Genomic DNA, 16,789 nt, shown 5'->3' with positions numbered 1-16,789 from the left:
ATCCAGAGTGCCTGTCGCGCCTAGTTTTTCGGCAAACCGACCGGTTGAATTCGCTGTAGTCGAACAGGCATTCCGTCGATGGGCGTCGGACCCGTGGCGACGCGGATCGGCGGGTGGTAGCCCGGCGCCACGCTCCAGGTGTGCGTCAGCAGCAACTGGTGCAGGAGCGCTTTGACTTCCATGCCGCCGAAGAACATCCCGATGCACTTGTGGACGCCGCCACCGAACGGATTGAACGCGTTCTTATGGGATTTGTCCTCGCGGCGCGGCTCGGCAAATCGCTCCGGATCGAACGTGTCGGGATCATTCCACCACGGCTCCAGGCGATGAGAAGCCTGCGCTCCAAGCATCATCCGCGTACCGGCTGGGATGTAGCGGCCTGCGAGTTCGGTATCCGCCAATGCCCGGCGGACCGACAGGGCGACAGGTGAATACAGCCGGAGGGTTTCCTTCATCACCAGGTCAAGGCCGGTGAGCCTGTCGATGTCGTCGTACTCGATGAAGTCCTTCCCGAGGGCGCGCGACTCCTCGCGCAATCTGTCCTGCCATTCGGGATGGCGGCCGAGCAGGTAGCACATCATGGTGGCGGTCAGGGTGCTGGTGTCGTGGGCAGCCATCAGGACGAAGATCATGTGGTTCACGACATCAACGTCGGTGAAGCTGTTTCCCTCCTCGTCCTCAGCGCGAGTGAGCACACTGAACAGATCGTCTTGTGTCCCCGCCCGTTTCGCTTTGACCTGCGCCGAGAGGAATTCTTCGAGGTAGCGGCGGGCGACCAATCCGCGGTGCCACGCGCCGCCGGGGATATCGAACCGCACGACCGAACTCGTGGCGTGCACGAGGTCGATGAAGGCCTGATTGACTCGTTCTGCTTCCGCCCCCAGCTTTGCGCCGAGAAAAACGTCGGTGGCGACGTTCAGTGTCAGCTGCTTGACCGCCGGCTGCACCTCGAAAGCATCCTGCGGCGCCCACTCCGCGATGCCCTGCGCGATCACGGGATTCATTCGGTCCAGGTAGCCGACCAGACGTTGGCGAGTGAAAGCCTGCTGCAGAATTCGGCGGTGGTGGTGATGCTCCTCACCGTCCATGAGCATGATGCCGCGTTCGAAGAAGGGGTTCAGGAAGTATCCCCAGCCCTCCGCGTTCGAGAAGACCTTCTTCCGGTTGGTCAGTACCTCGCCGATCGCTTCGGGACCGAGCACGAGGACCAACGAAGTGCCGAATGCGTTGAACCACGAAACGTCTCCGTAGCGCGCATGGCGGTCTTGCGCCCAACCCAGCGTGTCGGCCAGGATCGCGATCGAGTCGCCCAGCACGGGCATGCCGGGCGCACCCGGTACGGGGAGCAGTCCGGACTCTGCCGGCGGAACGGCCAGCGGACGGTCACCATCGGACGAGATGCGCCGCGCGACGGCGGCTGCGACGGATTGGGCTTTGAGTGTGAGTATTTCCCGGTTCATCGCGCTACCACCTCTGCAGTGACACCGTTCAGCATGATTCCTTCGTGTTCGGGTGTCGGGTGGATGCATTCCACCGGCGACCGTTGCGTGCCGGACGCACCCTTGTTCGAGATGTAGCTATCTGTAATGACGTAGGCCACGTTGCCTCCTTGAATCGAAGCGATTTTGCGATCGCTTACCGATCGTGCAGTGGTAGCGGGAGCCGGAACGAATCGCTCGGCAAGCTGCTGACGATCAAGGTTTGACTGGGGCGACTGCGACGATGTCGCGTCGGTACTCGATGTCGTGCCGAGGCTTTGAACGATGTCTCCCGTTCCCGTTCGAGCCCACACCCCTGGGGTGTTGCAAGTACACATGTATTACGATAATGCGAACATTTACTCGGTTACTACTCGCTTTTTGCGAATGCTTGAGAAGGTCGCGTACTCGATGCGAAAATCAGTTAAGAACAGCAGATATAACCCGGTTCAGCAGCGATCGAAGAAGACTGTCGACGCCCTCATCGACGCTACTGCTCGGGTAATTGCCAAACACGGCTATGACGGTTCCACGACGAACCGCATCGCTGAACAGGCGGGCGTCGGTATCGCGACGCTTTACCGGTACTTCAACGACAAAGATGAGCTCGTTGACGCGGTGTTCAATCGGGTCGTCATCGAAATCGAGAACGCGGGAAGTCGCGTCATCGTCGACTCTGTGAACGACACACTCGAAGGCGCCCTTCGAAGCGTTCTCGTCGCGGCAGTCGAGACAGTCGAGCGGCATGGTCCGATCATGCGTGCCTACAGTGACCGCCTGGCTCGCCCTGGAGGGGCCGATCGTCGCCCTATAGGGCCCGATCGTCGCCCTGCGCCGATGGAAGCCCGACTTGTCGATATCGGTCGAATTGCGATCATCCACGGTCTCGGACTTTCGCCGGACGACACCCGAACCGATGCCATCGCATTTCTCGGGAGCAACACGGTGAACTCGCTCGCCTTTCAGATCGCGCTCAAACGTCCGCCCGAGATTGAGCGCGACGAACTCATCGACCACGCGGTTTGCATGCTCTCCACCTGGCTCGCCACTTATCAACCGTGAAATCGGCACGCCGTTTCGCCTCGACACCGACGGCGATATCGACGTGGTCGGCTCGCCTAGTGGCCGCGAAGAATCGGGCGGGGCGTTTCAGAATCTCGTTGGCATGCTTGAGTTCTCAGCTCTCTCAACCGGCTGTGTAGCCGCCGTCGACGACGAGCACCTGCCCGGTCATGTAGTCCGACGCGGGCGAAGCCAACAGTAATAGGGCGCCGCTCATGTCGGGGGCTTCCGCGATCCGTCCCATCGGTACCGTCGCAGACATGCGGGCGGCAAAGGTCGGGTCGTCGAATACCCCGCTCGACAACCCGGTTCGCACGTAGCCCGGACACAGTGCGTTGACTTGGATTCCTGCGGCGGCGTACTGCAATCCCATTTCGCGCGTGAGGTTGACGACTGCACCTTTTGCTGCCGCGTACGCGGGAATCGGCGAGGTCCGGGAGCCCGCTAGTCCGAACATGGAGGCGACATTGATGATCTTTCCGCTGCCGCTGGCAACCATGATGCGCAGCGCAGCCCGGCTACAAAAGAAGACGCCATCGAGATTCACCGCGAGCACGCGATGCCAGTCTTCGGTGCGCACTCGATGCAGCGGGACATTTCGAGGGTCGCCGATGCCGGCGTTGTTCACCAGAATGTCGAGACCGTCGAGCGACTCGGAGATCTGCTCGACTACGCAGTCGACTCGACTTGCATCAGTAACGTCCAGCTCGACCGAAACAGCTTTGCCGCCAGCCGAACTCACGATCTCCGCGGTTGCGGCGGCGGTGGCCATGTCGCGGTCTGCACAGGCCACAGTGGCTCCGGCTTGGCTGAGCACGACAGCGCACTGACGCCCCAATCCACTGCCTGCTCCGGTGACCAGCGCGACCTGACCGGTCAAGTCAAACGTCGGCGCGGGCATCAGAAGATTGTGTACCCGCCGTCGACGATGACCTCGTTGCCAGTGTGAAACGTGTGCTTCGGATCGGCAAGAAATGCCGCCATCTCATGAAACTCTTCAGGCTCCGCCCAGCGACGTGCCGGGGTGCGTGCCATAGTTGTCTGCCGGAACCGTTCGTTGGCGTACAACTGGGTGTTCATGTCGGTGCGAGTCCAGCCCGGGATCAGAATGTTGCACCGCACTTGGTATCTGGCGAGTTCGACGGCCAGCGTGCGACCAAGGCCGAGTAGCCCGCTCTTGCTGGTGGCGTACGCGGCCATCGACGCCCCCCCGTACCGACTGATCGTCGACGAGACAACGACGACCGATCCGCCTGTCCCCTGCGCAATGAAGCGGCGAGCGGCCTCGCGCGTGCACAGGAATGTGCCGTCGAGGTTGATCGACATCGTCTGACGCCACGTGTCCAACGTCATCTCGGTGATGGGCACAGCTTCGGACACCCCAGCGTTGGCCATGAAACACCCGAGAGGCCCGAGTTCGTCGACAGTGCGCTGCATCGCCTCTGCCACGGCTCGTTCGTCAGTGATGTCACATTGAATGGCGGTCGTCTTGACCCCGTAGTCCGACAACTTGTCGAGGGCCACCGCGTTCTGTTCGGCATTACGGGCCCAGATCGCAACGTTGCCACCGGCTTTGGCGATACCTTCTGATAACGCCAGGCCGATGCCGCGATTGCCTCCCGTAACCACGGCGGTCAGGCCGGAGAGGTCCGTCATTGCGATGCCGATCGCTGTAGCGCTGACTGGCCCAGCCGGGCGGCCGACAGGCGCGCCAGCGCGGCCTGATGACGTCGGCTGGGACCCAACAAGGACGACATCAGTTGTGCACGCTTGTAGAGCCAATGCAGATCGGCTTCCCAGGTGAAGCCGATACCACCGTGGAGCTGGATGGCTGCCGCGGTTGCTTCGAGTACGCCCTCGCCTGCGATCGCACGTACCAAGGCCACTGCTTCTTGCATGTTTTCAGCGCAGGTGTCGACGGCCCAGGCTGCGTAATAAGTTGCGGTGCGCGCAGACTCGGTACCCAGATACATCTGGACACACTTGTGAGACACAGCTTGAAAGGAGCCCACCGCGCGATCGAACTGGCGTCGTTGCTTGACGTAGTCGACTGTGGTGTCGACAGCGCGCCGGCCTACGCCCACCAGTTCCGCCGAGATCAGTACCTCAACGTGCGCCAATCCGGCTGCGACATTGCCATTGAGAGCTTCTCCCTCGAGCGCGTCGGCCAGTCGCCCGTAGCTGCGCGTCGGGTCGATTGTGTCGACGATCTGCACCGTGTCCGGAGGCATGAGCGCAGCCGAGCCACCGGAGTAGATGACGTACAGGTCTGCGTCGGCGGCGTCCGCAATGAGTTGGGGCGTACCCACCGCAGCCGTCAGCTCACCAGAGGCCAAGCCAGGCAGCCACTTGTTCTTCTGCTCATCGCTGCCTGCGGCACCGATCAAGGCTGCAGCCGCGGCCGTCCCGAACAAGCCGGTCGGCGCCAGCGAATATCCGTGCGCTTCAAGCAGAATGGCGGCCTCTACCAGCCCCAGTCCGGCACCACCGAACTCCTCTGGAATCGCTATGGCCGGCCAGCCCAACTCGCCCAGTTGGGCACTCAGATCGGCGTCACTCGAGCGCGCCTCGGCGTGCGCGCGCACCACGTCGAACCCAGACCGTTTGGCCAGTAGCTGGGACGCCGCGAGTTGAATTTGTTCCTGGTCTTCGCTGAATCCGAACCGCATTAGCGCTCAAACCGCCTTTGGAAGCCCGAGCACGCGCTCGGCGATGATGTTGTGCAGGATTTCAGTGGTGCCGCCCTCGATGGTGTTGGCCCGTGCCCGCAGCAGTTCACGCGACCAGCGTGAACCGTTGCGGAGCGCGTCCGCACCGAGCAAGTCGGCCGCCGTTTGGGTGACCAGCTGATTCGTTGTACTCCACAGCAACTTGACCATGGATCCCTCCGGGCCCGGCTGACCGTTCTGTTCGGTAGTTGCCAATCCTTGGTAGGCGAGCAGCCGGATGAGCTCAACTCGAGATTCGAGTTCTCCGATACGGACAGCGACGGCCTGGTCATCGAGAAGCCCGAGACCGCAGGTCTCGGCGACGAGATCGTCGAGCAAGTTGCGCAGGCCGGCCTGGTTGTACAAGCCCAACCCGCCGCGCTCATTCATCAGCGTTGTCATCGCCACTTTCCAGCCGTCACCGACATTGCCGAGCATGGCGCTGCTCGGCACGCGTGCCTCATTCAGGAAAACCTCGTTGAACTCGGACTCACCGGTGATTTGACGCAGCGGCCGGACATCGACCCCTGGCTGTTGCATGTCCAGCAAGAAATACGACAAGCCCTTGTGTTTCGCAGCGGTGGGGTCGGTGCGCGCGACCAACAATCCCCATTTCGCATACTGGGCATGCGACGTCCAGACTTTCTGGCCTGTGATCACCCACTCGTCACCGTCTCGCACGGCTCTCGTGCGCAGCGACGCGAGATCACTACCAGCACCGGGTTCGGAGAAGCACTGACACCAAATCTCGTTGCCGGACAGTATTTCTGGCAGCAGACGTGCCTTTTGCTCTGGTGTTCCCCACGCCATGATGGTGGGACCGGCCAACAGCACTCCGATGACGTTGGCGACCATCGGGCGGCGGGCGCGCCCGAGTTCCTCGTAGTAGAGCGCGATCTGCGTCGGCGTTGCGTCCCGGCCGCCGTACGCGGTCGGCCAATGCGGAGCGGCCCACCCGTCTTTGTCCAGTGTGCGCTGCCATTCGAGCTGCCACGCGAATACGTTGTCCTCACCGACAGGTTCGGGTCCGACTGGATGGCTCGCCAAGAACTGTCGAAACTCGGTGCGGAACTCATCCTCCGCGGGCGACAGGGTCAGATCCATGTCTTGGCTTCCGCATCCCAATCAAGCCGACCAGTGCGGTCAGCGGCATGGATCAACGACGCCGGCGGTTCGAATCGGTGGCCATAGCGCTGCGCCAGCTGCTGGGCACGCTCGACGAACGCTCCAACGCCACCGGGGTAACCGTTGATGAACTGAACCGTGCCACCAGTCCATGTCGGGAAGCCGATGCCAAGCACCGACGCAATATTCGGCTCCGCGGTCGAGTTGAGGACCCCTTCATCGAAGCAGTGCACCGTTTCCAGTGCTTCGGAGAAGAGCAGTCGGTCTTTCATGTCTGCCAACGGAACATCGGCGCCGTCGCCGAAATGTTCCGCCAGCCCTGCCCAGAGTCCGACGCGACGTCCATCGGCATAGTCGTAGAACCCTGCTCCGGCAGCCCTGCCCGGACGAGCGAATTCATCGACCATGCGATCCATCACCGCCTCGGCGGGATGCGCGTTCCACGTTCCACCCGCGGCTTCGGTTGCCGCACGGCTCTCGCGCTTGACCTTTTGCGTCAATGCCAGATTCGTTTCGTCGACGAGCTTCAGCGGCGACGTGGGGTAGCCGGCCTGGCGACCGGCCTGCTCGATGGATGGTGCGGCGCAGCCCTCCCCCAGCATCGCGAGTGCTTCGTCGACCCAGGCGACGATGACCCGGCTGGTGAAGAAGCCGCGACTGTCGTTGACCACGATGGCGGTCTTGCTCAACCGGACCCCGAGGTCGATGGCACGCGCAATCGCGATATCACTGGTGCGCTCAGCGCGGATGATCTCGACCAGCGGCATGCGATCAACCGGTGAGAAGAAATGCATACCGACTACGAGCTCTGGTCGCTCAAGCGCCGATGCCAGGTCCGTAATGGGCAGCGTGGAGGTGTTCGACGCGATCAACGTGTCTGGCCCCACATGGCCGGCCACCTCGCTCAAGATTGCTTTCTTGAGAGCGGGATCCTCGAATACGGCTTCGATAACTGCGCTGCAACCGGCGAAGTCACTGAGATCCTTGGTCGTGTGAATACGCGCGAGGACCTGTTCGGCGTGTTCGCTGGTGACCTCGCCCTTCGACACGGCGTGCCCAATACGGGTGGCGGCGTAGTTCTTTCCCTTCTCAGCTGCCTCAACAGAGACATCGGAGAGCACGACGTCAATGCCGTTGCGCGCTGCCTGATAGGCCAGCCCCGCACCCATCATGCCCGCGCCGATCACGCCGAGGCGAGCGACCGAAAACAGCGGCACATCAACCGGGCGCGTGATGCCCGACCGAACGCGTTGGGTGTCCAGGAACGAATTCATCATGTTCTTGGCAACGGGTCCGGTCACGAGTTCGACGAAGTAGCGCGTCTCCACGACACCCGCCGAATCGATATCGAGATCGGCTGTTTCAACCGCGACTGCCAGAATAGCGGGAGCCGCGGGAACCGGGGCTCCCGCTGTGTCGGCACGCAGCCGTCCGGTCAGCGGGGCCACCACGGCGGCGATGGCCGGATTGCGCAGCGTGCCGCCCGGGACCTGAAAACCCTTACGGTCCCACGGCTGCGAAGCGGCTGGTCCCGAGGCGATCCACTCCGTGGCCGCGGCAATCAGGTCTCCAGCAGGCACGACCTGATCGACGAGTCCGAGCTCAAGCGCTACCGCCGGAGTATGCCGCTGTCCCTTGAGCAACACCTGGTCGAGTGCCTTGAGAATGCCGAGAAGACGGACAGTGCGGACGATTCCGCCACCGGCAGGCAACAATCCCAGGCTGACTTCGGGCAGTCCGATCAATGCACCGGGCACATCGGAGACGATGCGGTGATGACAGGCCAGCGCCAGCTCGAGGCCACCACCCAACGCTGCACCGTTGATCGCTGCCACCACAGGCAAGCCGAGGGTCTCGAGCCGGCGCAGTGCGCGCTTGACGCCGCCGACCATCTCGTACACCTCGTCGGCCTGTTCCGGGCCGTACGCGATCATCTCGTGGATGTCGCCACCGGCGAAGAATGTCTTCTTGGCCGAGGTGAGTACAACGCCCGAAATCGAATCGCGTTCGCGGTCGACGCGGTCGAGGACATCGAACAGGGCGTCGCTGAAAGCCCGCGTCATCGTGTTGGCTGAGCGGCCCGGGGCGTCCATCGTCAGCACCACCACACCGTCGTCGTGGCGGTCCCAGCGAATGTAGGTATCGACCTCAGTGGTCGTCATAGTGAGGGGTTCTCCTTCTTGAGAGATCGAAATCCGGGTTAGAGCCGCTCGACAAGCGTCGCGATTCCCATGCCGCCGCCCACGCACAAGGTGACCAGCGCGCGCCGTGCATCACGACGCTCTAGTTCATCGAGGACCGTGCCGACCAGCATCGCTCCGGTCGCGCCGAGCGGATGTCCCATCGCGATGGCTCCGCCGTTCACGTTGAGCTTCTCATCGGGAATGTCGAGGTCCTTCTGGTACTTCAACACGACCGACGCGAACGCCTCGTTGAGCTCGAACAGATCGATGTCGTCCAGCGTCAAGCCGGTGTGCGCCAACAGTTTCAACGTCGCCGGGGTAGGTCCCGTCAGCATGATGGTCGGATCGGATCCGGTCACCGCCGTAGCGGCGATTCGACCCCGCGGAGTCAACCCCAATTCGGCGCCAATCCGCTCCGAGCCGAGCAGAACAAGCGATGCGCCATCGACGATGCCCGACGAGTTTCCGGCGGTATGCACGTGCTCGATGCTTTCCAGTTGGTGGTACTTCTGCAGAGCAACCGCATCGAATCCGGCTTTGCCGGCAGCTGCGAACGACGGCGGCAGTGCAGACAGACTTTCCACCGTGGTTTCGGCACGCGGATGTTCGTCGCGGTCAAGCACCACTACCCCATTACGATCCTTCACCGGCACAATCGATTTGGTGAACAACCCATCCTTCCATGCGGCCGCCGCACGCTGCTGCGATCGCACAGCGAAGGCATCGACGTCTTCGCGCGTGAAACCCTCAATGGTGGCAATGAGGTCAGCACCGATCCCCTGCGGCACGAAGTAGCTGTTGTACATCGTTTCCGGGTCCTGAAAGTAGGGTCCGCCGTCGCTGCCCATCGGCACGCGCGACATCGACTCCACACCCCCGGCCAAGACCAGAGAATCCCATCCTGACCGGATCTTTTGAGCGGCCATATTGACCGCCTCCAGCCCTGATGCGCAGTAGCGGTTCAGCTGCACACCTGCGACCGAGTCCGGCAGTCCAGCGGCGATGGACGCGGTCTTGGCGATGTCGCCACCCTGCTCACCGACCGGGCCGACGACGCCCAGCACCATGTCGTCGATCCGCTCAGCATCAAGCTCTGGGTTGCGACGTGCCATCTCCTGGATCAGGCCGACGACAAGCGATATGGGTTTGACAGTGTGCAGTGAGCCGCTCGACTTGCCGCGACCGCGCGGTGTGCGGATCGCGTCATAAACAAAGGCGTCAGAAGTCACGGGACATCGGCTTTCTACTCGTTGGCGCTGCCTACAACTTACTGACACTAAGCCAGTAGTGCAACGGGGTATCGCTGTGTATCGTCTCCCGGGTACCAACTCAACGTCAGTATGACTACGAGTGTGGCCATCTTCGCGATCAACGCCGTCCGCAGATTTCAGGAGTTCAGCGGTGCACAATTCAGCCATTTCCCGAGCTAGCCAACGAGTTTGGCGCACACCATCACCTCGAACCCCAGCCAGTTTGCCGACCAGGATGATCGGCGCGCCGATGCAGTGGGCGCTGACGCTGTGCACCCGCCGTAGCGTGGCATCGGTCCCGTGGTGCAGCTGATGACTGATTCAATCAATGTGGTTGAGCCGCAACCTATTTCTCCGTTCACGCAGATCGGTTACACGGTGGCGAATTCCATCGCGACCATCACTCTGCAGCGGCCGGAAAAGCTCAACGCCTTTACTCTGACCATGGCCAACGAACTGGTTGCCGCATGCGACCTGGCGGAATCGGACGACAACGTCCGAGCTGTCGTGGTCACCGGCGATGGACGTGCCTTCTGCGCCGGCGCCGATCTTGATCCGGCAGCTGGCGAATTCGACAAAGCCGTGACGACGTACAGCCAATTCGAGGACGGGACGCCGCGCGACGCCGGCGGCGTGGTGTCTATGCGATTCGCGGCCATGCTCAAGCCGGTAATCGGCGCGATCAACGGCGCTGCGATTGGTATCGGAGCGACCATGACGCTTCCGATGGATATCCGCATCGCTGCTCGCAGTGCACGTTTCGGCTTTGTGTTCGTGCGCCGAAACCTCGTACCAGAGGCGGCCTCGAGCTGGTTTCTGCCACGACTGGTCGGTATGAGCAGGGCGATGGAGTGGGTGGCCACGGGACGTATATTCGATGCGACCGAGGCTCAGGCGAGTGGACTCGTCTCGCGCGTCAGCGACGACGACGAATTGCTCAGCGATGCCTATGCTTTGGCCACTGAGATCGTCGAGAACGCAGCGCCGGCGGCGCTCGCCGCAGCCAAGCAAATGCTCTGGGGCATGCTGGGCGCGGACAACCCTTGGGCCGCACACAAATTGGATTCTGCAGTGCTGCACACTTTGATCAAGTCCTCAGACTTTGAAGAAGGTGTCGCCGCGTTCATGGAGCGCCGCAAGCCGCGATACCGACTTGACCCACAGGCAGACTTGCCTCCTGCAATTTCGCGCTGGCCGTAGGCGGTGGGCATGGATACCGTCAGTTCCGTCAGTACGGCTCGCGCGGCGATCGTCACCGGCGCCTCACGAGGGATCGGTAGGTTGATCGCCCGTCGATTGGCAGCGACGGGATGGGATCTCACGATCTGCGCCCGATCAATCGACCCATTAGAGCTCCTCGCCAAAGACCTGACGTCACGGTTTCCGATCAAAGTGATGATCGCAGCCGCCGACATGGGCGAAGAGGCGGATTTGATACGAATTGCCGAGACACACAGGGCCACCTACGGGCGCCTGGACGCACTCGTGCTGAATGCAGGCATGGGCTCGATCGGGCCGTTCCACGAATTCCCGGTTCGACGGTTCGACAAGCTGTTCGCGATCAACGTCAGATCCGCCTACGTGTTGGTTCAACAATGCCTGCCGCTGCTGCGGCTCACCGCGGCATCACAACGCGGTGGCGCAAAGGTGATAGCGGTGTCATCGATGACAGGCCTTGCCGGAGAACCACTCAACTCGGCCTACGGTGCTACCAAGGCCGCGCTGACGTCGTTGTGTGAAACGCTGAACACCGAAGAGTCACAGCACGGAGTCGCCGCTACTGCGGTGTGTCCTGGTTACGTCGCGACAGACATGACCGCGCCGCTGGCCGACACAGTCGGTCACGCCGAGATGATCGACCCGGAAGATGTCGCGGAACTGGTGGTGTCGTTGACTCGCCTGAGCTCATCGGTCGTCGTCCCGGTGGTGGCGATGACACGTCCCGGCTCCCACCTGTGGCGAGCGTGAGATTCACGCGCAATTCCAAGCTCAAAGTCCGACCCGGCTGAGCCCGATCTCGTTGCATCCGTCGCGGAGCGCGTCGAGGCCGAAGGCGTCGATAGGGCCGACGACGCCGGCGCTGCGTCCCGCGCCCGTAGCGAGTTGCTGTGCGGCCCAGGCCATAAGCGCTGCGGTGAGGCTGTAGACACTGGGGCCTTCGAGGTGCACCTCGGCGGCGGTTACGCCCGCGCCGTCGCGGGCGATGGCGACGACATGACTGCGGGTACGCTCGCGCTCGGCCGCGTCGGGCCCGCCAGCCGCGCCGATCAGCGGCCGGGTCGCGACGTCGATCAGCTTGCGGCCCAGCGGGATTCGTGCCGACACAGCTGCGCCAGCCGACATCGCAGCGGCTGGGTAGCTGAGAGCGGGAAACAATCCGTTGTAGACGCTGACGGTGTGGAGCCCGGGAAAGACGGCGGGCAGGTCCAGCACCTCGGTACCGGAGACCAGGAAGGCGCTCTTGCGACGCCCCCGGACGGGAAAGCTCTGGACGGCGGACCCGACGCGCTGCTCGACGAGGTGATGGTTGCGCCACCGGTACACCGGCACGGTGAGACCGTCGCGGACGGTGGTGCGCGTGCCCTGGCTGAGTCCACGGAGCATTGAACCCGTCGCGAAGTAGCCGACATCGATCGACCGCACAGCATCGCCGCCCTCGCCGGCAGCGAGGGCTCCCGCCAAGACACCGGGCACGTAGTCGTAGCCGAACGCCGGCAGCATCACAGCCCCCGATTCGCGGGCCCGGTCATCGAGTTGTTTGCGCAAGTCGAACACGAATCCGAGTTCGCCAGTGGAGTCGATGTAGTGCGCACCTGAGTCCGCGGCCGCGCACGCGACGGCATGCCCGAAACGTTCGAAAGGGCCGACGGTGCTGATCAGCACATCTCCCCGTCCCAGCAGCTTCGCCACGCTCGCTGTGTCCATCGCGTTGGCCAACGCATACTCGAGACCACCGGAACGTTCGGCGAGCGAACCCAGGACGTCGCCGTTGCGTCCGGCCAGGATCGGCTTCGCGCCGCGGTGCAGCAACGCGTCGAGGACGAGGCCGCCGGTGTAGCCGGTGACGCCGAACAGGACGATACGTCCGGTCACGGGTTGGTCTCCTTCAGGTAGTCGGCCGCAAGCCCCGTCCTACTATCCGATGGTCGTGAAATAGGCAGTGCCAAGAGTCGCGCCGAGGCGGCTGATGTGGTCGATGACCTGCGCGGCGTCGACGTCGACGAGCCCGGCACGCCACGAGATGATCAATTCGAAGAAGCCGCCAATGACCACCAAGGTGTCCATTCTCAGACCGGTTTCGTCGGCGTCAGCTTTGAGGTAGGGCTGGGCGGCGGTCACGATCAAGTCAGTAGCTTGGAGCAACAGCGCAGTGCGCCGTTCCTCGAGGACATCACTGCCGACATGTTGACTGAACAAGATCTGTCCCCAGCTCAGGTCGGCGCAAATGCGTTCGACCACAACCGAAATCACCTTGCGCAACGTTTCGGTCGGCGCGCGGTTCGCGTCCTCGGCGATAACAGCCAGTACGAGGACAACAAGTTCGTCGCGCATGCCGTCCCACACTGCGGCCAGCAGCTCGTCACGGTCGGCGAAATGTTCGTAGAAGTACCTGTCGTTCAACGACGTTCGCGCGCATACGCCACGCATCGTGACCGCAGCCCACCCGCCCTCTGCCCAGATTTCGGTGGCGGCGTCGACCAGTCTCCGTCGGCGTTCGGCGTGGCGTTCGGCGGTGGTGCGTCCGCCCCAGACTCCGGTTGCTCGCACGCCCTCCATGTTGACATCGTACGCATCAAACGGCCAAACTGGTGGCATGTGCGGACAATGGTGTCAGACGACCCCAAAGATGATTCTTGCGCAGACGGTGACGCGATGAGCGACAACGCATCCGTCGTGATAGTCGGTGCCGGCTTCGCCGGACTGGGCATCGCAATCCGCCTGCTGCAGAAAGGAATCGACGACTTCGTCATTCTCGAACGCGGTAAAGACGCCGGGGGCACCTGGCGTGACAACACCTACCCGGGTGCGGCGTGCGACATTCCATCGCTGCTGTACTCATACTCGTTCGCACAGAACCCCGATTGGTCGCGCGCCTACTCCGGCGGGCCGGAGATCCTCAATTACATCCGGCACCTGGTGCAGCGTTACGACCTGAACCACTACATCCGATTCGGCGTGAACGTCACCGCCATGAGCTTCGACGCGGACACCGGCACGTGGACGGCAGACACCGAGCAGGGTCATACATTCACCGGCCGCAACGCCGTGATGGCGGCAGGACCACTGGCCAACGTCAGCTGGCCCGAAATCCCCGGCCTGGACAGCTACACCGGACACAAGATCCACAGCGCCCGTTGGGACCACGACTACGACATGGCCGGCAAGCGGGTCGCGGTCGTCGGCACCGGCGCCAGCGCAGTACAGATCATCCCCGAACTGGTCGCAACGGCGGCCCAGGTCAACGTCTTTCAACGCACTCCCGGCTGGGTGCTACCGAGAATGGACTTCGCCCACCCCGACTGGGCCAAACAACTGTTCCGGCGCCTCCCGGCAGCCGAGAACCTCGCGCGACAGGCCTGGTACTGGGGTCACGAGGCCGCAGCGACCGGCATGGTGTGGGACACCCCCGTCACCACCGCCATCCAGTGGATTGCGAAGGCAAATCTGCGCCGGCAGATCAGCGACCCGCGAACAAGGCGCCAACTCACCCCCGACTTCCGGGCCGGATGCAAGCGCATGCTGATGACCAGCGACTACTACCCGGCGCTGGAAAAAGACAACTGCAAGCTGATCACCTCACCTATCGCAACGGCTTCGCCGAACGGGATTCGTACGGCCGACGGGACCGAGCACGAGGTCGACTGCATCGTCTTCGCCACCGGCTTCGACGTCTGCAAGGCCGGGACGCCGTTTCCCATCGCCGGGCTGGACGGGCGCAAACTCGCCGACGAATGGTCACGCGGCATGTACGCCTACAAGAGCATCAGCGTTTCCGGGTACCCAAACCTGTTCTTCACATTCGGACCGAACTCCGGGCCGGGGCACAACTCGGCGCTGGTCTACGTGGAGGCGGAGATCGACTACATCGTCGAGGCCGTCCGCCTCATCCGCGACCGCAATCTGCGTTCGCTCGACGTCCGGCAAGACCGCCAGGACGACTACAACGCCGACATTCAGCAGCGGCTCGCGAGCACGACATGGAACTCCGGTTGCAAGAGCTGGTATCTCACCGAAGACGGACACAACTGCACCATGTACCCCGGCTTCGCCACCCAATTCACTCGCCAACTCGCCAGGGTCGACCTCGACGACTACACGGTCACCCGATGACAACCGCCGCCGCAGAACAGAACCCGGTCCTCGTCGAACGCCGCGGTCCGGTGACGATCCTGACACTCAACCGGCCCGATCAGCTCAACGCGATCAGCCCCGCTCAGGCCGAGCACATCCTGCACGCCACGCGCCTCGTGGCCGAGGACGACCGGTGCCGGGTGCTCGTGCTCACCGGCGCCGGGCGCGCGTTCTGCACTGGCATGGACCTCGTCGCCGGGCTCGACGGCGACGGTGACCGCGGTCAAGTCCAAGGCCGCCATCATGTACTCAGCCGCGGTGTCGAGGCGTTCTTGGCGCTGCGGGAAATCCCGCAACCGGTCATCGCCGCCGTGCACGGCCACGCCGTCGGCGCCGGACTCGCCCTCGCAGCAATGGCCGACATCCGGATCGCCGACACCACCGCTTGCTTCAGTCCAGTCTTCACGCGGCGCGGCTTCTCGGGTGGCGACCTCGGCGCTTCGTGGTGGCTGCCACGGTTGATCGGCTTCGCCAACACCGCCGAAATCCTCTACACCGCAGGACCATTCGACGCCCACCGCGCACACCAGCTCGGCTTCGTCTCCCGGGTTGTGGGAGAAGGCGACGACATTGACGCCGCGGTCGCCCTCGCCGAGCAAATCGCCGCCAACGCACCCTTTGCGGTCCACCAGACCAAACAGCTACTCAACGCAGCACTCGGCGTCGGAGAGCTCCGCCACCACATGGCCGCCGAAGTCCGCACCCAGGTCCTGTGCTCATTGACAACCGACGCCACCGAAGGCATCACCGCCGCGCTCGAACGCCGCACCCCCAATTTCACCAACACCTGACACGAGCCCTTTCCCGCAGGAGGCCTCCGCATGTTCCAGGCAGATCCGTACGGCGTGCTTCACGACGCGCAAAGCAATCCGGTGTTGGCGACCCAACTGACCGCGCAGGTGGCCCAGGTTGAGGCCCGGCTGATCGCAGCGCGCATCGCAAGCGCCATCGGCGAGCTCTACCGCGGGATGAGCGCCCCGTACCCGCTGAGAATTTTCGACGCGCCCAGGGGGCCAGGGACTGCCTGGCTAGGGCCGCGGTCCGTATAGCGCAGACATCCAAATGTTGTACAGCACGTCGACTACAAGGTCCGGGTCCGGGTGGGGCTCACGCGAAAACGCCTGTGTCAGATAGCGTTCGTCCATCCAGACCAAGGCCCGTGCGGTTTCGGTGGTATCGAGGTCGGCCTTGATCCGCCCATCCGCCTGATCATCGGCGATGCGTTTGGCGGTGGCGTCGATGAACCGTTGGATGAGGTCTGCATAAGCGGCTTCGACCTTCTCGTCGCTACCCGCCGCATCCGACAGCGCACGTAGGACGGCACCGTGTTGCGAATAAACCTCGGTCAGCCCTTTGAATGCCGACCTCGCATCGTTGACGAGGTCGGTGCCCACCAGCCACCGGTCGACCATCTCTCCGATCTCCATCCCGAGTTGCTCGACGACGCGCAGCGCGAGGTCGTGACGGTCCCGGAAGTGCACGTAGAACGCCGGCCGCTTGAGTCCAGTCCGGCTCATCACCGCGTCGACGGTCATCTCGCGGAATGGCCGCTCCCGCAAGAATTCCTCCGCCGCGACGAGGATCTCGCGTTCGGACTCCTTGGGATCGTGTTTGGGGCGTCTGCTCATCGT

General features: G+C 63.1%; 16 protein-coding genes. 5 read left to right on the top strand and 11 right to left on the bottom strand.

The genetic code is table 11. From position 1 onward, the window contains the following. Positions 1-20: 20 nt before the first annotated feature. Together BR47_RS29605 and BR47_RS32920 are read right to left on the bottom strand one after the other, a co-directional pair. Positions 21-1,460 (bottom strand): cytochrome P450, encoded by a 1,440-nt coding sequence (locus tag BR47_RS29605; protein WP_051634589.1) that lies wholly within the window; start codon positions 1,458-1,460, stop codon positions 21-23. Next, positions 1,457-1,600: a hypothetical protein gene (locus BR47_RS32920; RefSeq protein WP_155987055.1), complete on the bottom strand. Its 144-nt coding sequence runs from the start codon at positions 1,598-1,600 to the stop codon at positions 1,457-1,459. Before BR47_RS32920 ends, BR47_RS29605 begins: the two co-directional genes overlap by 4 nt. 265 nt (positions 1,601-1,865) lie before the next feature. Between BR47_RS32920 and BR47_RS31900 the strand changes: the two genes are divergently transcribed. Further along, the gene (locus BR47_RS31900) at positions 1,866-2,540 is read left to right on the top strand and encodes a TetR/AcrR family transcriptional regulator (protein WP_177127339.1); all 675 of its coding nucleotides are present in this window, start codon (positions 1,866-1,868) and stop codon (positions 2,538-2,540) included. 124 nt (positions 2,541-2,664) lie between these two features. On the opposite strand, the gene BR47_RS0103825 is transcribed toward BR47_RS31900, so the two are convergent. The 6 genes from BR47_RS0103825 to BR47_RS0103800 are packed head-to-tail and all read right to left on the bottom strand — an operon-like array spanning position 2,665 to position 9,785. Next, entirely contained in the window at positions 2,665-3,441 is a 777-nt protein-coding gene (locus BR47_RS0103825; protein WP_036426681.1) for an SDR family NAD(P)-dependent oxidoreductase, read from the bottom strand. Then, a complete protein-coding gene (locus tag BR47_RS0103820; protein ID WP_029118635.1) occupies positions 3,441-4,196 on the bottom strand; it encodes an SDR family NAD(P)-dependent oxidoreductase in 756 nt (251 codons plus the stop codon). Before BR47_RS0103820 ends, BR47_RS0103825 begins: the two co-directional genes overlap by 1 nt. Beyond that, the gene (locus BR47_RS31895) at positions 4,193-5,209 is read right to left on the bottom strand and encodes an acyl-CoA dehydrogenase family protein (RefSeq protein WP_051634587.1); all 1,017 of its coding nucleotides are present in this window, start codon (positions 5,207-5,209) and stop codon (positions 4,193-4,195) included. Before BR47_RS31895 ends, BR47_RS0103820 begins: the two co-directional genes overlap by 4 nt. A gap of 6 nt (positions 5,210-5,215) precedes the next feature. Continuing rightward, positions 5,216-6,352: an acyl-CoA dehydrogenase family protein gene (locus tag BR47_RS0103810; protein WP_029118634.1), complete on the bottom strand. Its 1,137-nt coding sequence runs from the start codon at positions 6,350-6,352 to the stop codon at positions 5,216-5,218. Beyond that, the gene (locus BR47_RS0103805) at positions 6,343-8,535 is read right to left on the bottom strand and encodes a 3-hydroxyacyl-CoA dehydrogenase NAD-binding domain-containing protein (protein ID WP_029118633.1); all 2,193 of its coding nucleotides are present in this window, start codon (positions 8,533-8,535) and stop codon (positions 6,343-6,345) included. The genes BR47_RS0103810 and BR47_RS0103805 overlap by 10 nt, the downstream gene beginning before the upstream one ends. A gap of 38 nt (positions 8,536-8,573) precedes the next feature. Continuing rightward, the gene (locus tag BR47_RS0103800; protein WP_029118632.1) at positions 8,574-9,785 is read right to left on the bottom strand and encodes an acetyl-CoA C-acetyltransferase; all 1,212 of its coding nucleotides are present in this window, start codon (positions 9,783-9,785) and stop codon (positions 8,574-8,576) included. A gap of 333 nt (positions 9,786-10,118) precedes the next feature. On the opposite strand from BR47_RS0103800, the gene BR47_RS0103795 reads away from it, so the two are divergent. Then, positions 10,119-11,006 carry an enoyl-CoA hydratase-related protein gene (locus BR47_RS0103795; protein WP_051634634.1) on the top strand — a complete coding sequence of 296 codons (888 nt, stop codon included), beginning with the start codon at positions 10,119-10,121 and terminating at the stop codon, positions 11,004-11,006. Between the two features lie 9 nt (positions 11,007-11,015). Next, entirely contained in the window at positions 11,016-11,774 is a 759-nt protein-coding gene (locus tag BR47_RS0103790) for an SDR family NAD(P)-dependent oxidoreductase (RefSeq protein ID WP_029118630.1), read from the top strand. Between the two features lie 21 nt (positions 11,775-11,795). Here BR47_RS0103790 and BR47_RS0103785 read toward each other — a convergent pair whose 3' ends face one another. Together BR47_RS0103785 and BR47_RS0103780 are read right to left on the bottom strand one after the other, a co-directional pair. Further along, entirely contained in the window at positions 11,796-12,899 is a 1,104-nt protein-coding gene (locus tag BR47_RS0103785) for a saccharopine dehydrogenase family protein (RefSeq protein WP_029118629.1), read from the bottom strand. Positions 12,900-12,941: 42 nt separating this feature from the next. Beyond that, positions 12,942-13,583, bottom strand: a complete 642-nt coding sequence (locus tag BR47_RS0103780; protein WP_036426679.1) for a TetR/AcrR family transcriptional regulator — start codon at positions 13,581-13,583, stop codon at positions 12,942-12,944. 96 nt (positions 13,584-13,679) lie between these two features. Here BR47_RS0103780 and BR47_RS0103775 point away from each other — a divergent pair, with 96 nt between their 5' ends. Continuing rightward, the gene (locus tag BR47_RS0103775; protein WP_029118627.1) at positions 13,680-15,137 is read left to right on the top strand and encodes a flavin-containing monooxygenase; all 1,458 of its coding nucleotides are present in this window, start codon (positions 13,680-13,682) and stop codon (positions 15,135-15,137) included. Then, positions 15,134-15,949, top strand: a complete 816-nt coding sequence (locus BR47_RS0103770; protein WP_029118626.1) for an enoyl-CoA hydratase/isomerase family protein — start codon at positions 15,134-15,136, stop codon at positions 15,947-15,949. The genes BR47_RS0103775 and BR47_RS0103770 overlap by 4 nt, the downstream gene beginning before the upstream one ends. A 237-nt stretch (positions 15,950-16,186) precedes the next feature. Here the strand turns inward: BR47_RS0103770 and BR47_RS0103760 are convergent, their stop codons facing one another. After that, a complete protein-coding gene (locus tag BR47_RS0103760) occupies positions 16,187-16,786 on the bottom strand; it encodes a TetR/AcrR family transcriptional regulator (protein WP_029118624.1) in 600 nt (199 codons plus the stop codon). Between the last annotated feature and the right edge of the window lie 3 nt (positions 16,787-16,789).

Origin of the sequence: Mycobacterium sp. UNC410CL29Cvi84, from assembly GCF_000686745.1 — a bacterium.
Classification (GTDB): domain Bacteria; phylum Actinomycetota; class Actinomycetes; order Mycobacteriales; family Mycobacteriaceae; genus Mycobacterium; species Mycobacterium mucogenicum_B.
The sequence above is the reverse complement of the archived record's forward strand: the minus strand, read 5'-3'. Positions and strand labels throughout refer to the sequence as shown.

Excerpts from the sequence above, each read along its gene's own strand:
- BR47_RS29605 (WP_051634589.1), bottom strand. The coding sequence starts at position 1,460 with ATGAACCGGGAAATACTCACACTCAAAGCCCAATCCGTCGCAGCCGCC.
- BR47_RS0103770 (WP_029118626.1), top strand. The coding sequence starts at position 15,134 with ATGACAACCGCCGCCGCAGAACAGAACCCGGTCCTCGTCGAACGCCGC.
- BR47_RS0103780 (WP_036426679.1), bottom strand. The coding sequence starts at position 13,583 with ATGGAGGGCGTGCGAGCAACCGGAGTCTGGGGCGGACGCACCACCGCC.
- BR47_RS0103795 (WP_051634634.1), top strand. The coding sequence starts at position 10,119 with ATGACTGATTCAATCAATGTGGTTGAGCCGCAACCTATTTCTCCGTTC.
- BR47_RS0103820 (WP_029118635.1), bottom strand. The coding sequence starts at position 4,196 with ATGACGGACCTCTCCGGCCTGACCGCCGTGGTTACGGGAGGCAATCGC.
- BR47_RS31900 (WP_177127339.1), top strand. The coding sequence starts at position 1,866 with ATGCTTGAGAAGGTCGCGTACTCGATGCGAAAATCAGTTAAGAACAGC.
- BR47_RS0103805 (WP_029118633.1), bottom strand. The coding sequence starts at position 8,535 with ATGACGACCACTGAGGTCGATACCTACATTCGCTGGGACCGCCACGAC.
- BR47_RS0103790 (WP_029118630.1), top strand. The coding sequence starts at position 11,016 with ATGGATACCGTCAGTTCCGTCAGTACGGCTCGCGCGGCGATCGTCACC.
- BR47_RS0103810 (WP_029118634.1), bottom strand. The coding sequence starts at position 6,352 with ATGGATCTGACCCTGTCGCCCGCGGAGGATGAGTTCCGCACCGAGTTT.
- BR47_RS31895 (WP_051634587.1), bottom strand. The coding sequence starts at position 5,209 with ATGCGGTTCGGATTCAGCGAAGACCAGGAACAAATTCAACTCGCGGCG.
- BR47_RS0103760 (WP_029118624.1), bottom strand. The coding sequence starts at position 16,786 with ATGAGCAGACGCCCCAAACACGATCCCAAGGAGTCCGAACGCGAGATC.
- BR47_RS0103775 (WP_029118627.1), top strand. The coding sequence starts at position 13,680 with ATGAGCGACAACGCATCCGTCGTGATAGTCGGTGCCGGCTTCGCCGGA.
- BR47_RS0103825 (WP_036426681.1), bottom strand. The coding sequence starts at position 3,441 with ATGCCCGCGCCGACGTTTGACTTGACCGGTCAGGTCGCGCTGGTCACC.